19 protein-coding genes and 1 pseudogene are annotated in these 21,761 nt (G+C 73.2%); 12 read left to right on the top strand and 8 right to left on the bottom strand.

What is annotated here, in order from left to right; genetic code table 11:
* The first annotated feature begins 341 nt into the window (after positions 1 to 341).
* The 3 genes from ABD352_RS22885 to ABD352_RS22875 all read left to right on the top strand — a co-directional run bounded on the left by ABD352_RS22885 (position 342) and on the right by ABD352_RS22875 (position 2,522).
* Positions 342 to 506, top strand: a complete 165-nt coding sequence (locus ABD352_RS22885) for an acetone carboxylase (RefSeq protein ID WP_344614611.1) — start codon at positions 342 to 344, stop codon at positions 504 to 506.
* Entirely contained in the window at positions 503 to 1,006 is a 504-nt protein-coding gene (locus tag ABD352_RS22880) for a PH domain-containing protein (protein ID WP_344614487.1), read from the top strand. Before ABD352_RS22885 ends, ABD352_RS22880 begins: the two co-directional genes overlap by 4 nt.
* Before the next feature lie 130 nt (positions 1,007 to 1,136).
* Positions 1,137 to 2,522 carry a PH domain-containing protein gene (locus tag ABD352_RS22875; protein WP_344614486.1) on the top strand — a complete coding sequence of 462 codons (1,386 nt, stop codon included), beginning with the start codon at positions 1,137 to 1,139 and terminating at the stop codon, positions 2,520 to 2,522.
* Here the strand turns inward: ABD352_RS22875 and ABD352_RS22870 are convergent.
* On the bottom strand, positions 2,519 to 3,256 hold the full coding sequence (locus tag ABD352_RS22870; protein ID WP_344614485.1) for an SIR2 family NAD-dependent protein deacylase: 738 nt from the start codon (positions 3,254 to 3,256) through the stop codon (positions 2,519 to 2,521). The genes ABD352_RS22875 and ABD352_RS22870 overlap by 4 nt on opposite strands.
* 83 nt (positions 3,257 to 3,339) lie before the next feature.
* Between ABD352_RS22870 and ABD352_RS22865 the strand changes: the two genes are divergently transcribed.
* Both ABD352_RS22865 and ABD352_RS22860 read left to right on the top strand, forming a co-directional pair.
* Positions 3,340 to 3,756 carry a thioesterase family protein gene (locus ABD352_RS22865; RefSeq protein WP_344614484.1) on the top strand — a complete coding sequence of 139 codons (417 nt, stop codon included), beginning with the start codon at positions 3,340 to 3,342 and terminating at the stop codon, positions 3,754 to 3,756.
* Positions 3,753 to 4,553, top strand: a complete 801-nt coding sequence (locus ABD352_RS22860; RefSeq protein ID WP_344614483.1) for an MBL fold metallo-hydrolase — start codon at positions 3,753 to 3,755, stop codon at positions 4,551 to 4,553. Before ABD352_RS22865 ends, ABD352_RS22860 begins: the two co-directional genes overlap by 4 nt.
* 226 nt (positions 4,554 to 4,779) lie before the next feature.
* On the opposite strand, the gene ABD352_RS22855 is transcribed toward ABD352_RS22860, so the two are convergent.
* Positions 4,780 to 6,825, bottom strand: coding sequence for a catalase (locus ABD352_RS22855; protein WP_344614482.1), 2,046 nt, complete (start codon positions 6,823 to 6,825; stop codon positions 4,780 to 4,782).
* A gap of 29 nt (positions 6,826 to 6,854) precedes the next feature.
* The gene (locus ABD352_RS22850) at positions 6,855 to 7,436 is read right to left on the bottom strand and encodes a TetR/AcrR family transcriptional regulator (protein ID WP_344614481.1); all 582 of its coding nucleotides are present in this window, start codon (positions 7,434 to 7,436) and stop codon (positions 6,855 to 6,857) included.
* A 90-nt stretch (positions 7,437 to 7,526) separates the two neighbouring features.
* Between ABD352_RS22850 and ABD352_RS22845 the strand changes: the two genes are divergently transcribed.
* Complete coding sequence (locus tag ABD352_RS22845) at positions 7,527 to 8,588, top strand: alpha/beta fold hydrolase (protein WP_344614480.1); 1,062 nt, start codon at positions 7,527 to 7,529, stop codon at positions 8,586 to 8,588.
* On the opposite strand, the gene ABD352_RS22840 is transcribed toward ABD352_RS22845, so the two are convergent.
* Positions 8,585 to 9,835, bottom strand: a complete 1,251-nt coding sequence (locus ABD352_RS22840; protein ID WP_344614479.1) for a Gfo/Idh/MocA family protein — start codon at positions 9,833 to 9,835, stop codon at positions 8,585 to 8,587. The genes ABD352_RS22845 and ABD352_RS22840 overlap by 4 nt on opposite strands.
* On the bottom strand, positions 9,832 to 10,593 hold the full coding sequence (locus tag ABD352_RS22835; RefSeq protein WP_344614478.1) for a DeoR/GlpR family DNA-binding transcription regulator: 762 nt from the start codon (positions 10,591 to 10,593) through the stop codon (positions 9,832 to 9,834). Before ABD352_RS22835 ends, ABD352_RS22840 begins: the two co-directional genes overlap by 4 nt.
* Positions 10,594 to 10,705: 112 nt before the next feature.
* Between ABD352_RS22835 and ABD352_RS22830 the strand changes: the two genes are divergently transcribed.
* The 4 genes from ABD352_RS22830 to ABD352_RS22815 all read left to right on the top strand — a co-directional run bounded on the left by ABD352_RS22830 (position 10,706) and on the right by ABD352_RS22815 (position 14,679).
* A complete protein-coding gene (locus tag ABD352_RS22830; protein WP_344614477.1) occupies positions 10,706 to 11,590 on the top strand; it encodes an SIS domain-containing protein in 885 nt (294 codons plus the stop codon).
* A complete protein-coding gene (locus tag ABD352_RS22825) occupies positions 11,587 to 12,501 on the top strand; it encodes a 1-phosphofructokinase family hexose kinase (RefSeq protein ID WP_344614476.1) in 915 nt (304 codons plus the stop codon). The genes ABD352_RS22830 and ABD352_RS22825 overlap by 4 nt, the downstream gene beginning before the upstream one ends.
* A complete protein-coding gene (locus ABD352_RS22820) occupies positions 12,482 to 13,336 on the top strand; it encodes a class II fructose-bisphosphate aldolase (RefSeq protein ID WP_344614475.1) in 855 nt (284 codons plus the stop codon). The genes ABD352_RS22825 and ABD352_RS22820 overlap by 20 nt, the downstream gene beginning before the upstream one ends.
* Positions 13,337 to 13,581: 245 nt before the next feature.
* Positions 13,582 to 14,679, top strand: coding sequence for a protein kinase family protein (locus ABD352_RS22815; protein ID WP_344614474.1), 1,098 nt, complete (start codon positions 13,582 to 13,584; stop codon positions 14,677 to 14,679).
* 43 nt (positions 14,680 to 14,722) lie between these two features.
* On the opposite strand, the gene ABD352_RS22810 is transcribed toward ABD352_RS22815, so the two are convergent.
* The 3 genes and pseudogenes from ABD352_RS22810 to ABD352_RS22800 form a co-directional block, all read right to left on the bottom strand.
* On the bottom strand, positions 14,723 to 17,212 hold the full coding sequence (locus ABD352_RS22810) for a DEAD/DEAH box helicase (protein WP_344614610.1): 2,490 nt from the start codon (positions 17,210 to 17,212) through the stop codon (positions 14,723 to 14,725).
* 86 nt (positions 17,213 to 17,298) lie between these two features.
* Positions 17,299 to 17,940: pseudogene (trmB, locus tag ABD352_RS22805) on the bottom strand (tRNA (guanosine(46)-N7)-methyltransferase TrmB); the annotation flags it as partial.
* Positions 17,941 to 18,066: 126 nt separating this feature from the next.
* The gene (locus tag ABD352_RS22800) at positions 18,067 to 18,921 is read right to left on the bottom strand and encodes a LysR family transcriptional regulator (RefSeq protein WP_344614473.1); all 855 of its coding nucleotides are present in this window, start codon (positions 18,919 to 18,921) and stop codon (positions 18,067 to 18,069) included.
* A 73-nt stretch (positions 18,922 to 18,994) separates the two neighbouring features.
* On the opposite strand from ABD352_RS22800, the gene metE reads away from it, so the two are divergent.
* Both metE and ABD352_RS22790 read left to right on the top strand, forming a co-directional pair.
* Positions 18,995 to 21,256: a 5-methyltetrahydropteroyltriglutamate--homocysteine S-methyltransferase gene (gene metE, locus ABD352_RS22795; protein WP_344614472.1), complete on the top strand. Its 2,262-nt coding sequence runs from the start codon at positions 18,995 to 18,997 to the stop codon at positions 21,254 to 21,256.
* A gap of 4 nt (positions 21,257 to 21,260) precedes the next feature.
* The gene (locus tag ABD352_RS22790) at positions 21,261 to 21,740 is read left to right on the top strand and encodes a cupin domain-containing protein (RefSeq protein WP_344614471.1); all 480 of its coding nucleotides are present in this window, start codon (positions 21,261 to 21,263) and stop codon (positions 21,738 to 21,740) included.
* Positions 21,741 to 21,761 lie beyond the last annotated feature (21 nt).

Here is a 21,761-nt window from a genome sequence, read left to right as displayed (position 1 = left end):
GTCCTCCACGCGTATGTCTGACAGCTTGCCAAAGCTATGGCAAACCTAGCGTCGCACGACGCGGCGACCGACCGCGATCCGACGCCGCTGAGAGCCTACTGGGAGTTCGCATACGGTCGCCTTAGTCCGAAATATCACATATGTGGCTATCAATGCTGGGGATTTCTCGGAAATTCCGTCGCTCGGCGCCCCACACGACTGGACATCACCCGTACTTCGGTGGGTACCATTTCACCCGTCGCCGGGCGGCTTCCCCCGTGGCCGCCCGGCGCTCACCACCGGCGCACACTGTTGGCGTGGACGAGCTCATCTGCTCCGCCAAGGGGTGCCGATCCGGAGCCATGTGGCGGCTGCTGTGGAACAACCCGAAGCTGCACACCCCGGACCGCCGCAAGACGTGGCTCGCGTGCGACGAGCACAGGGCGTCGCTGTCGGCCTTCCTCGACGCGCGCGGCTTCCTGCGGGACGTCGCCGCGATCGATGACCGGGATACGCTCGAGGGGTGAATGCTCCGGTCGCGCCCGATCCGTTGCGCCCGTGGCCGGACTCCGTGGAGTGGAGACCCGTCTCCCCGCGGTACTTCCTGGTCAGGCTGGCGGCGCTGGCCGCCTGGGTGATCCTGCTGGCCGTCGCCGGGGTCGTGGCCGCGGCGCTGTGGTCGGCGTGGTGCCTGCTCGGCTCCGCCGCCGTGCTCGTCGCCGGCATCGTGCGGGCGGTGTTCATGCGCCGCTCGGTGCGCTCCTGGGGCTACGCCGAGCGGGCCGAGGATCTGCTCGTCCGGCACGGGCTGCTGATCCGGCGGTTGTCCATCGTGCCGTACGCCAGGATGCAGTTCGTCGACGTGACCGCCGGCCCGATGGAGCGCGCCGCCGGCCTCGCCACCGTCACCTTGCACACGGCCGCCGCCGCGAGCGACGCCAGGGTCCCCGGCCTGGAGGCCGCCGAGGCCACGAGGCTGCGCGACCGCCTGGCGGCCCTCGGCGAGATCCGGGAAGAGGGTCTGTGAGCGGTTCGGAGCGAAGCGGCGCCTGGTCCGGGTCGATCGGTGCGGAGCCTCATCGAGCCGGACCGGGCGTTGAGGCCGCTCACCATCAGCACAGCCCGCGGTCGCGCCGCCGCAGCGATGCGGAGGCGGCGTGACGGAGCCGCTGTCCCTTCCGCGGCAGCGGCTGCATCCGCTGACCCCGCTGGTGCGCGGGGCGAAGATCCTGTTCCTGGCCGCGGTCGCCGTCTCCTGGCGCGGGCTGAGCGACCTCGGCCTCGAGCACTGGCTCATGGCCATGGCGGTGGTCCTGGTCGGCGCGGTGGTCGTCTCCGCCGTGGTGTGGGCCTTCACCGGCTACGAGGTGGTCGGCCGCGAGCTGCGCGTGCACGAGGGCCTGCTGTCGCGCCGGGTGCGCACCATCCCGCTCGAGCGGGTGCAGGCGATCGACGTGGTCCGCCCGGCCCTGGCCCGCGTGTTCGGCCTGGCCGAGCTGCGCCTGGAGGTGATCGGCGGGGCGAAGGCGGAGGCGCCGCTGGCGTACCTCACCGTCGACGGCGCCACCGCGCTGCGCGCCTCCCTCCTCGGCCTGGCCACGGGCGCCGCCGCGGCCGAGCCCGCCGCCGAGCGGCCCCTGTTCGCCGTCGACAACGGCCGGCTGCTCATCGCCCAGCTGCTCACCCCGCAGGTGGTCGCCGTGCCGATCGGCGCCGCCTTCGTGATCTGGCCGGCGCTGGTGCACCCGGACTGGACGCTCATCGGCGCGGCCAGCACCATCACCGCGTTCCTCGGCGTGTTCCAGGTGCCGGTGCGCCGGGTCCTCGACGAGTGGGACTTCCGCATCGCCGCCGACGCCGCCGCGCTGCGGCTGCGCCAGGGCCTGCTCAACAAGCGCAGCCAGTCGGTGCCGCCGCGGCGCGTGCAGGGCGTGAAGGTGACCTGGCCGCTGCTGTGGCGGGGCGTGGGCTGGGCGAGGGCCCACATCGACGTGGCCGGGTACGGCGGCGACGGCGACGAGCAGCTGCGCGCCGGCACGCTGGCCCCGGCGGCCCCGACCGGCGAGACCACCGCCGTCGCCGCGATCGTGCTCGGCGCGGCCGTCGACCCGCGCCCCGGCCCGCACCCGATCGACGCCGCCGCCCTGCCGTTCAGCGGCCCGCCGCGCCGGGCCCGCTGGCTCGCGCCGCTGTCGTGGTCGCGCATCGGCGTGGCCGTCACCGACGACGTGGTGGCCGTGCGGGAGGGCGTGCTGACCCGCGAGCTGGTCTCGGTGCCGCTGGCCCGGGTGCAGAGCGTGCGGGTCGTGCAGGGGCCGTGGCAGCGGCTGCTCGGCCTGGCCACCGTCACGGTCGACACGGCGGGCGGGCTGCACGCCACCGCGCGGCTGCGCGACGCCGCCGACGCGTACCGGCTGACCGGGGAGCTGGCCGCCCGTTCCCGCGCGGCCCGCCGCACCTTCTCGGCCCGCCTGGCCGAGGCCCGCTCGGCCGCCGCTCCCCCGCCCGCGGTCGCCGCCGACCGGCCCGAGCCCTTGGCCTAGCCGGCGGCCAGGAGCGGCAGCACCTCGCCGATCGGGTCGCGGATGACCTCGTCGGCGATCGGGTCGTACGGGGTCTCGCCGGCGTTGACGATCACGATCCGGGCGCCGTGCTTGGCCGCCACCTCCACCAGCCCCGCCGCCGGGTGCACGGTCAGGGAGGTGCCCACGGCCACGAACGTGCGGCAATCCATCGCCGCCTCGGCCGCCGCGGTCAGCGTCTCCATGTTCATCCGCTGCCCGAAGGAGATGGTGGCCGACTTGAGGATGCCGCCGCAGCCGAGGCACGCCGGGTCGGCCTCGCCCGCCTCGACCCGGTCGAGGGTCTCCCGCATCGGCCCGCGCGCCCCGCAGCCCAGGCACTCGGTCTCGTGCAGCGTGCCGTGCAGCTCGATCACCCGCGCCGGGTCCAGGCCGGCCCGCTGGTGCAGCCCGTCGATGTTCTGGGTGACGACCGCGGTGAGCCGCCCGGCCTCGGCCAGCGCCGCCAGGGCGAGGTGCGCGGCGTTGGGCCGGGCCGCCCACGCCGGGTGGTGCAGCCGCTCCTGCCACGAGCGGCGGCGCACGTCCGGGTCGGCGACGTAGTGCTCGATCGAGGACAGTTTCATCGCCTCGGGGTCGCGGGTCCACACGCCGTTGGGCCCGCGGAAGTCGGGGATCCCGGAGTCGGTGGAGATGCCGGCGCCGGTCAGCGCGACGACGGACCCCTCGGCGAACCACTCGGCGGCGTCATACATGCCCGCCAGGGTAGATCGCCGGTTCCGGTCGCGGCCGTCGAATTATGGCGGTCTCTGGGTGATGGGTCATTAGGCTGGAGGGTATGCAGCCGAGCGAGCGCCCCACGGTCGATGCCGCCCCCTGGGTCGGGGCCCTCACCCGAGTCGAGCTGACGGTCACCGACGCCGACACCGCGCAGGCACTCGGCTCGGGCGACGTGCCCGTGCTCGCCACCCCGCGCGTGCTGGCGCTGGCCGAGGCCGCCACCGTCGGCGCGACCGCGAGCCGGCTGCCACCCGGCTACACCACCGTCGGCACCCGGATCGAGCTGGAGCACAAGGCGGCCACCCCGATCGGCGGGCGGGTCGTCGCGGAGGCCCGGCTGGCCAAGGCCGACGGCCGCCGCCTGGTCTTCGAGATCCTGGTCCGCGACGGCCGACAGACCGTCGCCGAGGGGCGCGTCGAGCGGGTGATCGTCGAGCGCGCACGGTTCCTGGCCAAGGCGCTGGAGGAGTCATGACCGTTCTTCGCGAGATCGCCGCGGGCGTCCACGTCCTGCGCCATCCGGTCCTCGACGTCAACGCGACCCTCGTCGTCGGCGGCGAGGCGGCGCTGGTCGTCGACACGCTGTCCACGGCCGAGCAGGCTCAGGACCTCCTGGCCGCGGTACGCCGGGTCACCCCCCTCCCCCTGCTCGTCGTCAACACCCATCACCACTTCGACCACACCATGGGCAACATGGTCTTCGCCGCCGGCGGGGCGCCCATCTACGGCCACGAGGAGGCCGCCGCCCTGATCGGCCCGGCCCTGCGCGACCGGGCCGTGCTCGAGTACCCGGAGCTGGCCGACGGCCTCGCCTGCACCACCCCGGTGGCGCCCGGCCGGCTGGTCCGCGCGGCCGACGACCTCGACCTCGGCGACCGCCTGGTGCAGCTGCGCCACTACGGCCGCGGCCACTCGGCCGGCGACCTCGTCGCCCTGGTCCCCGACGCCGACCTGGCCATCGCGGGCGACCTGGTCGAGGAGAGCGGCCCGCCGCAGTTCGACGACGCGTACCCCCTCGAATGGCCCGACACCGTCGCCACCCTCCTCGCGCAGCTCGGCCCGCAGGCCCAGGTGGTGCCGGGCCACGGCAAGGTGGTCGGCCCGCGGTTCGTCACCGCCCAGCACGAGCAGCTCGCCGCCCTGGCCTGGCTGATCCGCGACGGCGACCGGGACGGCGCCCCGGCCGAGCGGGTGGCCGCGAAGTCCCCGTTCCCGCAGGACATGGCCCTGTGCGCGGTGAAGCGCGGCTACGTCCAGCTCAACATGCCCTGAACCCTGCGAAAGCCCCGCCAGGCGGCAGGGTGTGCTGAATCGGACATGTCTCTCGTCGGGGCGTAAGTCCGATAAGTCGTGGCGCGCCGGCGCCCGACGTATCGACCAAGGGTCACGCCGGGATGGCCGACACGTCGCGGTCGAAGTTGCGGTGCGCCGCCACCGCCGTCAGCAGCCTCTGCGGGAACTGTCGTGGCGCGCCGGCGCCCGACGTATCGACCAAGGGTCACGCCGGGATGGCCGACACGTCCCGGTCGAAGTTGCGGTGCGCCGCCACCGCCGTCAGCAGCGTCTGCGGGAACTCCGGCGTGAACTCCTCCTCCACGATGAGCGCCGGATCGGCCTCCGCCGTCGTCAGCGGGATCTGCGCGCGCTGCAGCACCCCCAGCCCGGACCCGAACGCCGCCACCGGCTTGCCGTGCTTGTACGCCTCGGCGGCGAAGTGCACGGCGGCGCCGTCCACCGACAGGTCGGCCGCCGCGCTGGGCACCACCACGGCGTCGTACAGCACCGAGGAGGTCGTCGCGATCGCCCGGGTCACCTCCACCGGCACCCCATCGGAGCCGGTCACCGAGCCGTCGAACGGCGCCAGCAGGTCGGCCGAGGCGCCGGCCGCGGTGCAGGCGTCGCGCAGCAGCGCGAGGACCCGGGCGTCGGCGCCGTCGGCGACGAGCACCGCGATCCGGCGGGTGCGCGGCGACGCCTCCACGCCCTCCCGGTGCGCCTGGGACAGGGCGGGCGAGCTGCGGCCATGGTTGTCGACCGACTTCACCGGCTCCTCGACGCCGATGCCCCGGGCCACCGACACCGCGAGGTCGTAGTCGATCCGGTTGAGGTGCTCGACGGCCCGCACCCGGATCGGCAGCGCGACCTTGCCCAGCTCGTAGCGGTACGCGGCGATGATGTGCTCCTGCTCCCAGGACGTCATGCTGTTCCAGAACAGGGTCGCCTGCCAGTAGTGCTCGGCGAACGTCTCGCTGCGCTTGCGCTCCTTGGGTCCCTCGACGTGCTCGGGGTAGGACCGGAAGCCGGGGCCGCCGGTGGGCGTGCCGTTGAGGTAGTTCGGGTGGTAGTTGGCCCGGCCGACCGGCACCGCGCTCTGGTGCGCCCCGTCCTGCTGGTGGTTGCGCACCGGCGCGAGCGGCCGGTTGATCGGCAGCTGGGCGAAGTTGGGGCCGCCGAGGCGGGTCAGCTGGGTGTCCATGTACGAGAACAGCCGCGCCTGCAGCAGCGGGTCGTCGGTGAAGTCGATGCCGGGCACGACGTTGCCGACGCAGAAGGCGACCTGCTCGGTCTCGGCGAAGAAGTTGTCGGGGTTGCGGTCCAGGGTCAGCCGGCCGACGGGGGTGACCGGGACGAGCTCCTCCGGGATGAGCTTGGTCGGGTCGAGCACGTCGATGTCGTCGAGCTCGAACGCCCGCTCCTCGGGGATGAGCTGCAGCCCGAGCTCCCACGACGGGAACTGGCCGGCCTCGATCGCGTCCCACAGGTCGCGCCGGTTGAAGTCGGGGTCGCGGCCGGAGATCAGCTGGGCCTCGTCGAAGACCAGTGAATGGGTGCCCAGCACCGGGGTCCAGTGGAACTTCACGAACGTGCTCCTGCCGTGGCCGTTGACCAGGCGGAAGGTGTGCACGCCGAAGCCCTGCATCATCCGGTAGCTGCGCGGCAGTGCCCGGTCGGACATGAGCCAGATGACGTGGTGCATGGTCTCCGGCTGCAGGGTGACGAAGTCCCAGAAGGCGTCGTGGGCGGAGGAGGCCTGGGGCATCTCGTGGTGCGGCTCGGGCTTGAGCGCGTGCACCAGGTCGGGGAACTTCATGCCGTCCTGGATGAAGAAGACCGGCATGTTGTTGCCGACCAGGTCGAAGTTGCCCTGCCGGGTGTAGAACTTCACGGCGAAGCCGCGCACGTCGCGGGCCGTGTCACTGGAGCCGCGCGAGCCCTGGACGGTGGAGAAGCGGGCGAAGACCGGCGTGCGGGCGTCGGGGTCGGTGAGGAAGTCCGCCGTCGTGTACTCGTCCAGGGGCTCGTACACCTGGAAGTACCCGTGCGCGCCGGCCCCGCGGGCGTGCACCACCCGCTCGGGGATCCGCTCGTGGTCGAAGCGCATCAGCTTCTCCCGCAGGTGGAAGTCCTCGAGCAGGGTCGGCCCCCGGGCACCCGCGCGCAGCGAGTTGTCGGTGTCGTCGACCGGAGTGCCCTGGTCGGTGGTCAGCGCACCGGCGCCGAACGGGCGCCGGCTCCCGGCGAGCTGCCGGTCCTTGGACGTCATACCTCTACCGCTACCACCGGTGGCACGGTTTACACCTTCTGCCCGACCCGGCCGCAGATCGTGGCCAGCGCGCGGGCCAGGTCGGCGCCGCTCATCGCCCGCTCCGGGGCGACCAGGTGCTGCACGACCACGCCGGCCAGCAGCGCCTGGTAGAGCCCGCCGACGACCCGCGCAGTGTCCGGGTCGGCCGCCGCGTCGATGTCGTGGAACAGCCCGGCCAGCGCCACCTCGGCCTCCACCTGCGCGGCCGCCCACGGCGACTCCGGCGCGGCCTGGTGGCCCAGGTGCGTCACCAGCTCGAACTGGGTCGTCCAGAGCGCCCGGTTCGCGGCCACCGAGGCGATGACCCGGTCCCAGATCGCCACGAACCGCTCCCGCTGGTCGGTCAGGTCGGGGCCGCCGGTGAGCGCCCGCTCCAGCTCCTCGCCCCAGCGGTCCAGGGCCAGCCGCAGGGCCTCGTTGAGCAGGGCCTCCGTGGTCTTGAAGTGATAGCCGATGGCGGCGAGGCTCACGCCGGCCGCGGTGGTGATGTCGCGCGCGGTGGTGGCCGCGTAGCCCTTCTCGAGCAGGCACTGCACGGCACCCTCGAGCAGCTTCTCCCGGTTACCCATGCCGCTGATCCTACGTCTGAGAATTCCGTCTTGCACAAATGTCTCAGAAGTTTGTACAGTAGGGACACCACCGCATGAGGGAGATCGAACATGTCCGTCGTCGCCACCACCGCCACCACCGCCATCACCGCCGCCGCCGTCCTCGCCGCCGGCTCCGTCCCGCTCGCCTACCGCGCCGTGCTCCAGCGCCGCCGGGCCGCCGCGGCCCGCATCGACGCGCCGAACAAGGTCGTCGAGAGCCGCTACGTCACGATCGGCGGGGTCGAGCAGTGGCTGCAGATCCGCGGCGAGGACCGCGCCAACCCGGTCCTGCTGGTCGTGCACGGCGGCCCCGGCTCGCCGTACTCGGTCTTCACCCCGGTGCTGCGCGAGTGGGAGAAGCACTTCACGGTCGTGCACTGGGACCGCCGCGGCGCCGGCAGGACGCTGCGCAGGAACGGCTTCCACCCCGAGGAGATCACCTTCGAGCGGATGGTCGACGACGGCATCGAGGTCGCCGAGTTCCTGCGCGGCCACCTCGGCCAGGAGAAGATCACGCTGTTCGCGGGCTCGATGGGCACGATCGTCGGCCTGCCGATGGTCCAGCGCCGCCCCGACCTGTTCCACGCCTACGTCGGGACCGACTTCTACGTGAACATGGTCGACAACGAGCGCACCGGCCGGCAGGAGACCCTCGAGCGGCTGCGCGCCGCCGGCAACGCCAAGGGCGTCGCCGCGCTCGAGGCCCTCGACCCCGACCCGCGCACCTGGGACGTCAAGGCCTGGGGCACCCGCATGCAGTGGTCGATGGGCACCGACCCGATCACGGGCAACGGCGCGCTCAAGAACCTCTTCGCGCTGCTGCTCACCAAGCCGGACTACTCGCTGGGCGACGTGGCCGCCTGGCTCAAGGGCTTCAACAAGACCCGCGACACCATGTTCGAGCAGTTCATGCGGTTCGACGCCCGGGCGCTCGGGCTGCGGTACGAGGTGCCGTTCTTCCTCTTCCAGGGCGCCTCGGACGTCGTGACGCTGACCGGCCCGGCCGTGGAGTTCTTCAACGAGGTCGACGCGCCGCAGAAGGAGCTGGTGCTGATCGAAGGGGCGAGCCACTTCGCCGCCTTCACCCAGCCGGCCGCCTTCCTCGACGCCCTGCGCGAGGTGAAGTGCTAGGTCAGCGTGACCACGGTGCCGGTGCGGCGGGCCTCCTCCGCCGCCCACACCACCCGGTGGCCGTCGAGGCTCTCGGTGACGTCGGAGCGCAGCAGCCCGGCGTCACCGGCGGCCACGGCGGCCACGAACGCGTGCACCAGGCCCGCGTCGCCGTCGGAGTGGTCGCCCGACACCGAGCGACCCAGGTCGATCACGTCGTCCTCGCCGGTGCGGAAGTCGACCACGCGCAGCCGGGCGCCGTCGCCGTCGATGTAGCCGTGGGTGCCGAAGAGCCGGGTCTTGCGCTGCTCGGCCGGGGCGAACGCGGTCATCGTGAGCGAGACGGTCGCGCCGTCGGCCAGCTCCATCGACACCACCTGGTGGTCGACGACGTCGTTGTCACAGGCATAGACGCAGCGGCCGTACGGCCCGTAGCGCAGCGCCTCCACCAGCGCGACGGGATCGGCCAGGGGCGTGAGCACCGACGCCGGCCACGGCGCCCGATCGGCCGGGTCCAGCCCGGCGAGCACCCCGAGGTACAACCGGGGGGCCGAATATGGGCAGGTGGGCTCGATCCCGCAGTCCAGGCACCGCTCGGCCGCCCCCTCCGGGCGCTGGTCGGCCCGGAAGTGCGCGAGGCCGCCGAACGAGGAGACCCGGCGGGCCGGGCGGCCGGCGAGGTACAGCAGCCAGTCCACGTCGTGGCAGGCCTTCGCCAGCAGCATGGGCGAGGACTCGTCCTCCCGCCGCCAGTTGCCCCGCACGAACGAGTGCGCCTGGTGCCACCACCCGACCGGCTCCAGGTGCTGGATGCTCACCAGCCGGCCGATCCGACCGGCGTCGAGGAGCTCCTTGAGCGCGGCGGTGTAGGGGGTGTACCGCAGGACGTGGCAGACCGCGGCCATGACCCCGGCCCGGCGCACCGCCTCGGCGATCGTGGTCGCGCCGGCCTCCGTCGGCGCCATGGGCTTCTCCAGCAGCAGGTGGTACCCCTGCCCGGCCAGCAGCACCGCCGGCCCGACGTGGTGGGTGTCCTGCGTCGCCACGATCGCCCCGTCGGCCAGTTTCGGGACGTCGCGCAGCCGCTCCCAGCCGTCGAACACGCGCTCGTCCGGGATGGCGAACTCCTCGGCGAAGGCCTTCCGGCGCGCCGGATCGGCCTCGGCCACGGCCACGATCCGGGCCCGCCCGGTGTCGGCGGCCATCCGCGCGTATCGGGCGCCGCGCTGCCCCGCGCCGACGACCAGCAGGTTCACGACGTCGTTCATGCTAGGACCACCTCGGTGCCGGCCTTGCGGATCGCCTCGACGTGCCCCGGGTCCGCGCTCGCGTCGGTGACCAGCACGGTCACGTCGCCGATCGGGCAGATCCCGGCCAGACAGGTGCGGCCCACCTTCGAGCCGTCGGCGACCACCATGACCCGGTCGGCCCGGCGGATCATCGCCGCGTTGGTGTGCGCCTCGATCTCGTCGTGCGTGGTGAGCCCGCCCCGGGCGCTGATCCCGTCCACGCCCACGACCGCGATCTCCATGTTGAGCCCGGCGAGCGCCTGATCGGCGATCGGGCCGACGAGCTCGTACGACTGCGTCCTCGAGACGCCCCCGGTCATGATGAGCTTCAGCCGCGGGCGAAGGGCCAGCTCGGCCGCGATGTTGAGGGCGTTGGTCACCACGGTGAGGTCGACCCGCTCGGCCAGCAGCCGGGCGAGGATCAGGGTCGTCGTGCCGCCGGTCAGCCCCAGCGTGAGCGGCCCGTGCGGCAGCAGCCCGGCGGCCCGCCTGGCCACGAGGGCCTTCGCCTCGCGGTTCTGGCCTCCGCGGTACCGCACGGGAAGCTCATAGGCGACGTCCACCGCCACCGCGCCGCCGTGCGTGCGGGCGAGCAGCCGCTGCTCCTCCAGCACCTGCAGGTCGCGCCGGATGGTGGCGGCCGAGACGTCGAACTCCTCGGCGAGCGCGCCCGCGTCGACCGAGCCGAGCCGGGACACCCGGTCGAGGATGGCGGTCATGCGATCGGAGCGGCGCATGTGCACCAATGCTAGGCGCGTTGCGCGTTCACCGTCAAAACGCGCAATCTGAAATGTCCACTTGCGCATTCAGCCTTGCCCGGCGAACGAAAACGCGCATAGCGTCGAGTACATGGTTGCTGCCACTGATCTGGAGATCGCCAGCCAGCCCGACGTGTGGGCCCGCGGCCTGACCATGGCCGACGAGGTCCGCGCCGCCCTGGCCGCACCGGGCGAGCGGATGCTCGTGCTCGGCTGCGGCACGTCGTGGTTCGTCGCCCAGAGCCTGGCCGAGCTGCGCGAGTCGGCCGGCCTCGGCGAGACGGACGCCGTCTGCGCCTCGGAGTTCGTCCCGCGCCGCCGTTACGACCGCGTCGTGGCCGTCACGCGCTCGGGCACCTCGACCGAGGTCCTCGACGCGCTGCGCCGGCTGCCGGCCGGCCCGCACCGCGTGGCCTTCACCGCCGTCGACGGCGAGCCGGTCGACGGCCTCGCCGACACCCGCGTGCTGCTCGACTTCGCCGACGAGCGCAGCGTCGTGCAGACCCGCTTCCCGACCACGGTGCTCGCCGCCGCGCGGGCCGCGTTCGGCCTGCTGGGGGACGGCCTGCTGCGTGACGGCGCGGCCGCCCTGGCCGCCGACCTGCCCGCCGACCCGGCCTCGGTGGACCACCTCGTCTTCCTCGGCACCGGCTGGACCGTCGGCCTGGCCCACGAGGCCGCGCTGAAGGTGCGCGAGGCCGCGCAGGCGTGGTCGGAGTCGTACCCCGCGATGGACTACCGGCACGGCCCGGTCGCGGTCGCCGGGGAGCGCAGCCTGGTCTGGGCCTTCGGCGACGTGCCGGCCTCGCTCGACGACACCGTGCGCGCGGCCGGCGCCCGGGTGCACCGCGACGGCCTGGACCCCCTCGCCCAGCTGGTCCTGGCGCAGCGCTTCGCCGTGGCCCTGGCCGCCCACCGCGGCCTCGACCCGGACTACCCGCGCCTGCTGACCCGCTCCGTCGTGCTGCCCGCGTGATCCTGACCGTCACCCTCAATCCGGCGCTCGACCTGACCTACGAGGTCGAGCAGCTGCGGCCGTACGCGACGCATCGGGTCTCGGCGGTGCACGAGCGCCCGGGCGGCAAGGGCCTCAACGTGGCCGGCGTCCTGCACGCCCTGGGCGAGCCGGTGCTGGCCACGGGGCTGCTCGGCGGCCCGACCGGCGCCCGGGTGCAGGCCCTGGTCGACGCGGCCGGGCTGCCGTCGTCCTTCGCCCCGATCGCGGGCGAGACCCGCCGGACGGTGACGGTGGCCGACCGCACCGACGCGACCGGCCTGTGGGAGCCCGGCCCGGTGGTGAGCGCGGCGGAGTGGTCGGCGTTCGTCGCCCGCTTCCGCGCGCTGCTCGACGGCGCCGCAGCGGTGGCCCTGTCGGGCTCGCTGCCGGCGGGTCTTGCCCCGGACGCGTACGCGGTGCTGATCGAGATCGCGCGCTCGCTCGGCGTCCCGTCGGTGCTGGACACCAGCGGCGAGGCCCTGCGCCTGGGCCTGCTCGCCGGGCCGACGCTGGCCAAGCCCAACGAGGCGGAGCTGGCCGCGCTGGTGGGCTCCTCGGGCTCGTCCGAGCCCGGGATCCGCTCCCTGCTGGCCCCCGGGTCGGCGGCGGTGGTGGTGTCCCGCGGCCCGCGCGGGCTGCACGCGGTGACGGCGGACGGCTCCTGGCGGGCCGCCCCGCCGTCCGCGCTGCGCGGCAACCCGACCGGCGCCGGCGACGCCTGCGTGGCCGCCCTGGCCAGGGGCCTGCGTGACGACACCCCGTGGCCGCCCCTGCTGGCCGACGCGGTCGCCCTGTCGGCCGCCGCCGTGGCCGCCCCGGTCGCCGGCTCGATCGACATTGAGAGATATTCGCAGTTCAAGGAGGCCATCGATGCTGGTACCGACGGGTGATCTGGTCGCCGAGGCGCGCCGTCGCGGCGTCGGGGTCGGCGCGTTCAACGTGATCACCGTGGAGCACGCCGAGGCGATCGCGGCCGGGGCCGAGGCCGCCGGCGTCCCGGTGATTCTGCAGATCAGCGAGAACGCGGTGCGCTTCCACCACGGCCGGCTCGCCCCGATCGCCGCCGCCGCCCGGGCCGTGGCCGCGCTGGCCGCCGTGCCGGTCGCGCTGCACCTCGACCACGTGGAGAGCGACGAGCTCTTCGACCAGGCCGCCGAGCACGGCTTCGGCTCCGCGATGTACGACGCGGCGCGCCTGGACTACGCCGCCAACGTGGCCGCGACCGCCGCCGCCGCGCGGCGCGGGCACGGGCGGGGGCTGTGGGTGGAGAGCGAGCTGGGCGAGGTGGGCGGCAAGGACGGCGCCCACGCCCCCGGGGTGCGCACCGACCCGGGCGAGGCGGTCGCCTTCGTCGCGGCCACCGGCGTCGACGCCCTCGCCGTGGCGGTCGGCTCCTCGCACGCGATGACCACCCGGGCCGCGCGGCTCGACCACGGGCTGATCGCCGAGCTACGGGCCGCGGTCGCCGTGCCGCTGGTGCTGCACGGCTCGTCCGGGGTGCCGGACGACGAGCTGCGGGCGGCGGTCCGCGGCGGGCTGGTGAAGGTCAACATCGGCACGGCGCTCAACGTCGCCTTCACCGGGGCGGTCCGCGCGGCGCTGGAACAGGACGGGCGCGTGGTGGACCCTCGCAAGTACCTCGCCCCGGCCCGGCTCGGGATGGCCGAGGCGGTCACGCGTGCCCTGCAGGTCGTCACGAATTCCGGCGGTGCGGGCGTTCCTTAGATCCACACCTTACCACACGTCATCAAACCTCATCGATCAGTGATCGACTAGGCTCGACCCACCGTCACGACGGGCCTACCGGCAGCATGCGGACCGCGGCGACGCCCCGAGCCTGGCGGGTGTGTTCACGGGTCGGTGCCGTCCGAGCCTGGTGGGCAGTGGCGGTCAGCCGAGGGATCTCCTTGTCGGTCTTCACGTACAGTGCGGTCAAAACCCAGGCATCTCAGCGAGAGGCCGGTGCCCTGGTGGAGACCGTCGGCGAGAGCGTTGACATGTCGCGCGGTGCGCGTCTGGCCGTGCACGGTGCCGTCTCCACAGCGCTGGCCCTGTGTAGTGATCGTGAACTGCGTGACCTCGTGGATGCGGCCGAGCCGATGGGTTCTGGTATCGGCGGGACATCGGCGCTGCTGGACATCGGCGGGACCCCGGTGTTCGTCAAGCGGGTGCCGCTGACGGCTCTGGAGCGGCAGCCGGAGAACGTCCGGTCCACGGCAAACCTCTTCGGGCTGCCCATGTTCTGCCATTACGGCGTCGGAGTCATCGGGGCGCCGGGCTTCGGGGCCTGGCGGGAGTTGGCCGTGCACACCATGACGACGAACTGGGTGCTCGCGGCGGACTGTGATGCCTTTCCACTGATGTACCACTGGCGGGTGTTGCCGCACTGCGGGCAGGCGCTTCCCGAGGAACTGGCCGACGTAGAACGGGCTGTCGCCTACTGGGGAGGCGGAGCGGAGATGCGTCGCCGGATCGAGGGTCTGCGAGATGCTTCGGCGAGCATCGCGCTGTTTCTGGAGTACATCCCGCAGAATCTGCACGATTGGCTGGGCGCTCAGGTCAACGCCGGCGACGAGGCGGCCGACCGGGCCTGCGCCATGGTCGCGAGGCAACTGGAGGCTGGGACCTCGTTCATGAACGCCCGCGGGCTCCTGCACTTCGACGCCCACTTCCAGAACATCCTGACCGACGGCGAGCGGCTGTTCTTTGCGGACTACGGCCTCGCGATCTCCTCCCGGTTCGACCTGTCGAAGGAGGAGGCCGGGTTCTTCGCCGGGCATCAGACCTATGACCGTTGCTACACCATCACACACCTGGTGATCTGGCTCATCACCGCTCTGTACGGGTACCAGCAGGACGACCGCAACGCGTTCGTACGCGCATGCGCCCAGGGGGAGCACCCGACGAAAGTTCCCCCGCAGGTCGCGGCGATCCTCATGCGCCACGCCCCGCTCGCCGCGGTGATGACGGACTTCTACCGCAAGTTCCAACTGGAGAGCAGGCAGACCCCGTACCCGATGGAGCAGATCCGCCGGATCGGCGGGTTGGGCAGCTCGCCCATCGGCTGATGGACCCGGCTCGCCGGCCTGGGTCGCTCGGTTGAGGGCACCGTTACGACGGGCCCACCGACAGCACGCGGACCGCGGCGGCGCCCTGGGCGTCGGACTCGGCCAGGTCGACCTCGGCGACGATCGCCCAGTCGCGGTCGCCCTCCGGGTCGTCGAAGATCTGGCGCACCTGCCAGCGGTCCGGCTTCTGCTCGATGACGAGCAGCGCCGGGCCACGGGCGTCGGGGCCCACGCCCAGCGAGTCGTACTCGTCGAAGTACCCCTCGATGGCCTCTTCCCAGGCGGCGGCGTTGAACCCGTGCTCGCCGTCCAGCTCGCCCAGCTCGTCGTAGCGGCGCAGCGCGGCCAGCTCCACCCGCCGGAACAGCGCGTTGCGTACCAGCACCCGGAAGGCCCGCACGTTGCGGGTGACGGCCGGCGGCTCGTCGCGCACGGTCTCCTCGACGGCCGAGGGGTTGCGCAGCCGCTCCCACTCGTCGATGAGGCTGGAGTCGACCTGCCGCACCAGCTCGCCGAGCCACTCGATGAGGTCGGTCAGCTCCTCGGTGCGGGCGTCCTCCGGCACCGTCTGGCGCACGGCCTTGTAGGCGTCGGCGAGGTACCGCAGGACCAGCCCCTCCGAGCGGGACAGCTGGTAGAACCCGACGTACTCGACGAACGTCATCGCCCGCTCGTACATGTCGCGCACCACGGACTTTGGCGACAGCTCGTAGTCGGCGACCCACGGGTGGCCCTGCTTGTACAGGTGGTAGGCGTTGTCCAGCAGCTCCACCAGCGGCTTCGGGTGGGTGACGTCCTCGAGCAGTTCCAGGCGCTGGTCGTACTCGATGCCTTCGGCCTTCATCGCCGCGACGGCCTCGCCGCGGGCCTTGAACTGCTGCGCGGAGAGCACCTGGCGCGGGTCGTCCAATGTGGACTCGATGACCGACAGCACGTCGAGGGCGTAGCCGGGGGCCTCCCGGTCGAGCAGCTCGATGGCGGCCAGGGCGAACGGCGACAGCGGCTGGTTGAGCGCGAAGTCCATCTGCAGGTCGACGGTGAGCCGGACCCGGCGGCCCTCCTCGTCGGGCTCCGGGAGCTGCTCGACCACGCCGCCGGCCAGCAGGGCGCGGTAGATGGCGATGGCCCGGCGGATGAGCCGCCGCTGCGCGGGGGCGTCCTCGTGGTTCTGGGTCAGCAGGTGGCGCATCGCGGCGAACGCGTCGCCGGAGCGGCTGATCACGTTGAGCAGCATCGCGTGCGACACCTGGAAGCTCGACTTGAGCGGCTCCGGCTCGGCCTCGACGAGCCGGTCGAAGGTGGGCCGGCCCCAGCCGATCGAGCCCTCGGGCGGCTTCTTCTTGACCACCTTGCGGCGCTTCTTCGGGTCGTCGCCGGCCTTGGCCAGCGCCCGCTCGTTGTCGATGACGTGCTCGGGCGCCTGTACGACGACGGTGCCGATGGTGTCGAAGCCGGCCCGCCCGGCCCGCCCGGCGATCTGGTGGAACTCGCGGGCGTACAGCAGCCGGGTGCGCTGCCCGTCGTACTTCGACAGCGCCGTGAACAGCACCGTGCGGATCGGCACGTTGATGCCCACGCCGAGCGTGTCCGTGCCGCAGATGACTTTCAGCAGGCCGGCCTGTGCCAGGGTTTCCACGAGTCTGCGGTACTTCGGGAGCATCCCGGCGTGGTGGACCCCGATCCCGTGCCGGACGAGCCGGGACAGCGTCTTGCCGAAGCCGGCCGTGAACCGGAAGTTCCCGATCGCCTCGGCGATCATGTCCTTCTCGGCGCGGGTCGACACGTTGACGCTCATCAGCGCCTGCGCCCGTTCCAGGGCGGCGGCCTGGGTGAAGTGCACGATGTAGACCGGGGCCTGCCGGGTGCCCAGCAGCTCCTCGATCGTCTCGTGCAGCGGGTCCATGGAGTAGGTGAACATCAGCGGTACCGGCCGCTCGGCGTTCTTCACCACCGCGGTGGGCCGCCCGGTGCGCCGGGTCAGGTCCTCCTCGAAGCGGGTGACGTCGCCCAGCGTCGCCGACATGAGCACGAACTGGGCCTGCGGCAGCTCGATCAGCGGCACCTGCCAGGCCCAGCCGCGGTCGGGGTCGGCGTAGAAGTGGAACTCGTCCATGACGACGATGCCGACGTCGGCCTTCTCGCCGTCGCGCAGTGCGATGTTGGCCAGGATTTCCGCGGTACAGCAAATAATCGGCGCATCGGCGTTGACGCTCGCGTCGCCGGTGAGCATGCCGACGTTCTCCGCGCCGAACATCTCCACCAGCGCGAAGAACTTCTCCGACACCAGCGCCTTGATGGGCGCCGTGTAGAACGTCGTCCGGTCGGTGGCCAGCGCCGCGAAGTGCGCCCCCGCGGCCACGAGGCTCTTGCCCGACCCGGTGGGGGTGTTCAGGATGACGTTCGCCCCGGAGACGATCTCGATGAGCGACTCTTCTTGATGGGGGTACAGCGTGAGCCCCTGCTCCCCGGCCCACTCAGCAAACGCCTCGAAGACCGCGTCGGGGTCTCCACCGCGCGGAACGCGGTTCGCCAGATTCTTCACGACCCCTCCGCTTCGCTCCGGGGCCGTTTGGGGCTGCTTCCATTGGTCGCGGCCCCTCCGCTTCGCTCCGGTCCGCTCCGTTCGTACATCAGGTCGTAGGCCGGCCGCCCGTCGCGCACGGCGCGCAGCTCGAACTTGGTCAGCGGCCGGTGCACCGGGCGGGGCGCGAAGCCGTCGTGGCGGTTGACCAGCCCCGGGTCGGCGTCGAGGGTCTCGAGCATCGCGTGCGCGTACCCCTCGTCGTCGGTGGCGCAGTGCAGCACGCCCCCGGGCCGCAGCCGCTCCCGCAGCAGCGCCACCCGCTCGGGCACGATGAGCCGCCGCTTGTGGTGGCGCGCCTTGGGCCACGGGTCCGGAAAGAACACGTGCACCGCGTCGAGGCTCCCGGCGGGGATGTCGTCGCGCACCAGCTCCATCGCGTCGACCGAGGCCACCCGCAGGTTGGTGAGCCCGCCGTCCTCGATCAGGTGCAGCAGGTTCGCCACCCCGGGCGTGTGCACCTCGACCGCCAGGTAGCGCCGGCCCGGGTCGGCGGCCGCCATCTGCGCGGTCGCCTCGCCCATGCCGGAGCCGATCTCGAGGACGTCGACCGGGTCGCCGGGCGCGAAGGCATACCGCGCGGCGAGGCGCTCCAGAGCGTCGAAGTGCCGACCACTGAGCCGCCCGCGGCGCGGGTGATAGGTCCGGACGATGCGAGGCGGCCGGTCGACGGTGTACATGGGACCACAACCTTACCCGACGGCACGGTACCCGGGCGATAGGGCCCGAACGCGACAAGTTGTGCCATTGTTCGCTGCTGTTCGGGGCAGCGGTTCCGGCGAAGGCGGTCGGAAACGACGCACCGCTCAGCGCCGAAGTGCCTCCTGGGCCGCCTGGACGAGTGCCATCACGCCTTCCCCCGAGGCGGCCGAAGCGGCCGAGGCCGGCCACACCAGTGCGAAGGTCAGCCGCGGCGCCGCGCCGGCCAGCGGCACGAACCGCACGTCCGGCCGCCGCACGGTGTCCACCAGGAGTTGCGGCACGGGTAGCGCGCCCCGCCCCGCCGCCACCAGGTCCAGCGCCGCCGCCGGGTCGTCGACGGCCTCGGGGGCCAGCCGCGCCCCGTCCGGCACCACCATCCCGCGCGGGAGCAGCAGCCGCCCGGCCCGGTCGAGGGTGAGCGCGCCCGCCGTGGACAGCGGGTCGGCGGAGGCCACGGCCAGGTGGGTGAGCGGCACGTGGAACCGGGCGGAGCTGGCGAACCCGGGCGGGAACGGGGTGCTCATGATCGCCGCCGCGGCGTGGCCGAGGCCGAGGGCGTCGGTCGCGGCCCGCCAGCCGGCCGGGACGAGCTCCACGTCGAGCCCCGGCTTACGAAGGGCGAGGCGGCGCGCGACCCGGGCCGCGAGGCCGCCCACGATCGGGGCATAAGCGAGGCGAATGGCGGCGGGGGCGGGCACGGCCAGGCGCGCCGCCTCGGCGGTGAAGGCCGCGGCCTGCTCGAGGACCGCCTCGGCGTGGGCCAGCAGGGCCGCTCCGGCGGGGCTCGGCAGCACCTCGCGGCTCGTGCGCTCGAACAGGCGGAGTCCCAGCTCACGCTCCAGCCGGGCGACCGCCTGGCTCACCGCAGGCTGGGACAGTCCGAGGGCCTCGGCCGCGCGCGAGAACGAGCGGTGCCGCGCCACCAGCGCGAAGCACTCGATGTCCCGCAGGGCCGCCACGCCGACCAGTATCGGCCATGAGCCGCGCTTATCGATCGGGAAAACCGGCGGCCCGGCGGCCACGATCCGCGGCGTGACGACCGACTTTCCTGCCGCAACCATCCTGGGGTACCCGCGCATCGGCCCCGGCCGCGAGCTCAAGCACGCCCTGGAGTCCTACTGGGCCGGGCGCACCGGCCGGGCCGCGCTGGAGGAGGCCGGGCGCCGGCTGCGCGCGCAGACCTGGGCGCGGCTGCACGAGCTGGGCCTGCGCGCGCCGGGGGCGCTGCCGTCGAACACCTTTTCGCAGTACGACCACGTGCTCGACGCCGCCGTGGCGGTCGGTGCGGTGCCGGAGCGCTACCGGGGGGCCGCCGACCCGTACTTCGCGATGGCCCGGGGCGCGGACGGCCTGCCCCCGCTGCGCATGACGAAGTGGTTCGACACCAACTACCACTACATCGTCCCCGAGATCGGGCCGCGCACCGCGTTCGCCGCCTCCCCGGACAAGCCGCTGGCCGAGCTCGCCGAGGCGCGGGCGCTCGGCCACGCGACCCGGCCGGTGCTGCTCGGCCCGGTGACGCTGCTGCGCCTGGCCCGGGCCGCGCCGGGCGCGCCGGGCGGGTTCAGCCCGCTGGACCGCCTGGACGACCTGCTCGACGTGTACGGCGAGCTGCTGTCCGCCCTGGCCCCGCACGCGGCCTGGGTGCAGCTGGACGAGCCGATCGCGGTCGTCGACGGTGGCTCGCCGGCGCTGCGGCACGCCTACCGCCGCCTCGCCGCGCTGACCGCCCGCCCGCGGCTGCTCGTCGCCACCTACTTCGGCGACGCCGGCGACGCGCTGCCGGCCCTCGCCGTCGCGCCCGTGGACGGGATCGCGGTCGACCTGACGCATGGCGTGCCGCGGAACCTGGGGCTCTTCGAGGGGCGCACGATCGTCGGCGGGGTCGTCTCCGGCCGCGACGTGTGGCGCACCGACCCCGACGCGGCGCGGGCCCTGCTCGCCGCGGCCGGCGCCACCGCGGTCGGCACGAGCTGCTCGCTGCTGCACGTGCCGTACACCCTGCGCGGCGAGTCGGCCCTCCCCGAAAGCAGCAAGGCGGCCAGTCCCGAAAGCAGCGAGCCGGCCAGTCCCGAAAGCAGCAAGGCGGCCAGTCCCGAAAGCAGCGAGCCGGCCGGTCGCGAAAGCAGCAAGGCGGGCCTTCCCGAAGGCCTCGCGTTCGCGGAGGAGAAGGTCGCCGAGGTCGTGTCGCTGGCCGCGCTCGGGCCGAAGGAGGGCCCGCTGCCGCAGCGTCCCCGCGCCGCCGGGACGCTCGGCGTGGAGTCCCGCGCCCCGTACGCCGCCCGCGAGCAGGCCCAGCGCGACCTGGGTCTCCCGCCGCTGCCCGTCACCACGATCGGCTCCTTCCCGCAGACCGGTGAGCTGCGGGCGGCCCGCGCCGCCGTGGCCGCCGGCCGGCTGCCGCTCGCCGGGTACGAGGCGCGCATCGAGGAGGAGATCGCCCGCGTCATCGCCGAGCAGGAGGCCCTGGGCCTCGACGTCCTCGTGCACGGCGAGCCGGAGCGCAACGACATGGTCCAGTACTTCGCCGAGCACCTCGACGGCTTCGCGGTCACCCGGAACGGCTGGGTGCAGTCGTACGGCTCCCGCTGCACCCGCCCGCCGATCCTGCACGGCGACGTGCGCCGCCCCGCCCCGATCACCGTGCGCTGGGCCACCCACGCCCAGTCCCTCACCGCCCGCCCGGTCAAGGGCATGCTGACCGGCCCGGTGACGATCGTCGCCTGGAGCTTCGTGCGCCCGGACCTGCCGCTGCGCGACGTCACCCTGCAGGTCGCCGACGCCGTTCGGGAGGAGGTCCGGGACCTGCAGGCCGCGGGCATCCGCATCATCCAGGTCGACGAGCCGGCCCTGCGGGAGCTGCTGCCGCTGCGCAAGGAGGAGCAGGAGGAGTACCTCGCCTGGGCCGTCGCCGCCTATCGCCGGGCCACCTCGGCCGCCTCGCCGGGCACCCAGATCCATACCCACCTGTGCTACAGCGACGCCGCCGAGGTCCTGTCCGCCGTCGACGCCCTGGACGCGGACGTCACGTCGATCGAGGCGGCCCGCTCGGCGTTCGCGGTGGCGGGCTTCGACCGCGGGATCGGCCCCGGGGTGTACGACATCCACTCCCCGCGCGTCCCGGAGCGCGACGAGATCGAGTCCCGCCTGCGCGCCGCGCTGGCCACCATCCACCCGTCGCGACTGTGGGTGAACCCGGACTGCGGCCTGAAGACCCGCACGTACGACGAGGTGAGGGCCGCCCTGAGCAACGTCGTTGCGGCGGCCGGCGCGGTCAGGCAATCCGTAAGGTGAGGGCATGTCGTACCCTTCACCGCTGTATCACGGCGAGTCCGGCGAGCTGTCCGCCACCTACCGCCCGGTGGGCACCCCGCCCGACTTCACCTACGCCAGCGGCAACACCGTGCACTACCTGGCGACGGGGAAGACCACGAGGGGCGAGTTCGGCCTGTACCGCTGGGTGATGGGCCCGGAGCCCAGCGGCCCGGACCCGCACTTCCACCGCTCGATCTCGGAGTCGTTCTTCATCCTGAGCGGCTCGGTGCGCATCTACGACGGCAGCCGCTGGATCGACACCGAGCCGGGGGACTTCGTCCACGTCCCGCAGGGCGGCATCCACGGCTTCCGCAACGAGTCCGGCGCCCCGGCGGAGATGCTGCTGCACTTCGCCCCGGGCGCGCCGCGGGAGGCCTACTTCGAGGGCCTGCCGAACCTGAAGGACATGACCGACGAGGAGCGGGCCGCCTTCATGCTGGAGCACGACACGTTCTGGACCTGACCCGCGTCCGGCCGCCCGCCG

The organism is Dactylosporangium salmoneum (genome assembly GCF_039532525.1).
Taxonomy (GTDB): domain Bacteria; phylum Actinomycetota; class Actinomycetes; order Mycobacteriales; family Micromonosporaceae; genus Dactylosporangium; species Dactylosporangium salmoneum.
This window is presented reverse-complemented; position numbering and strand designations above follow the sequence as displayed.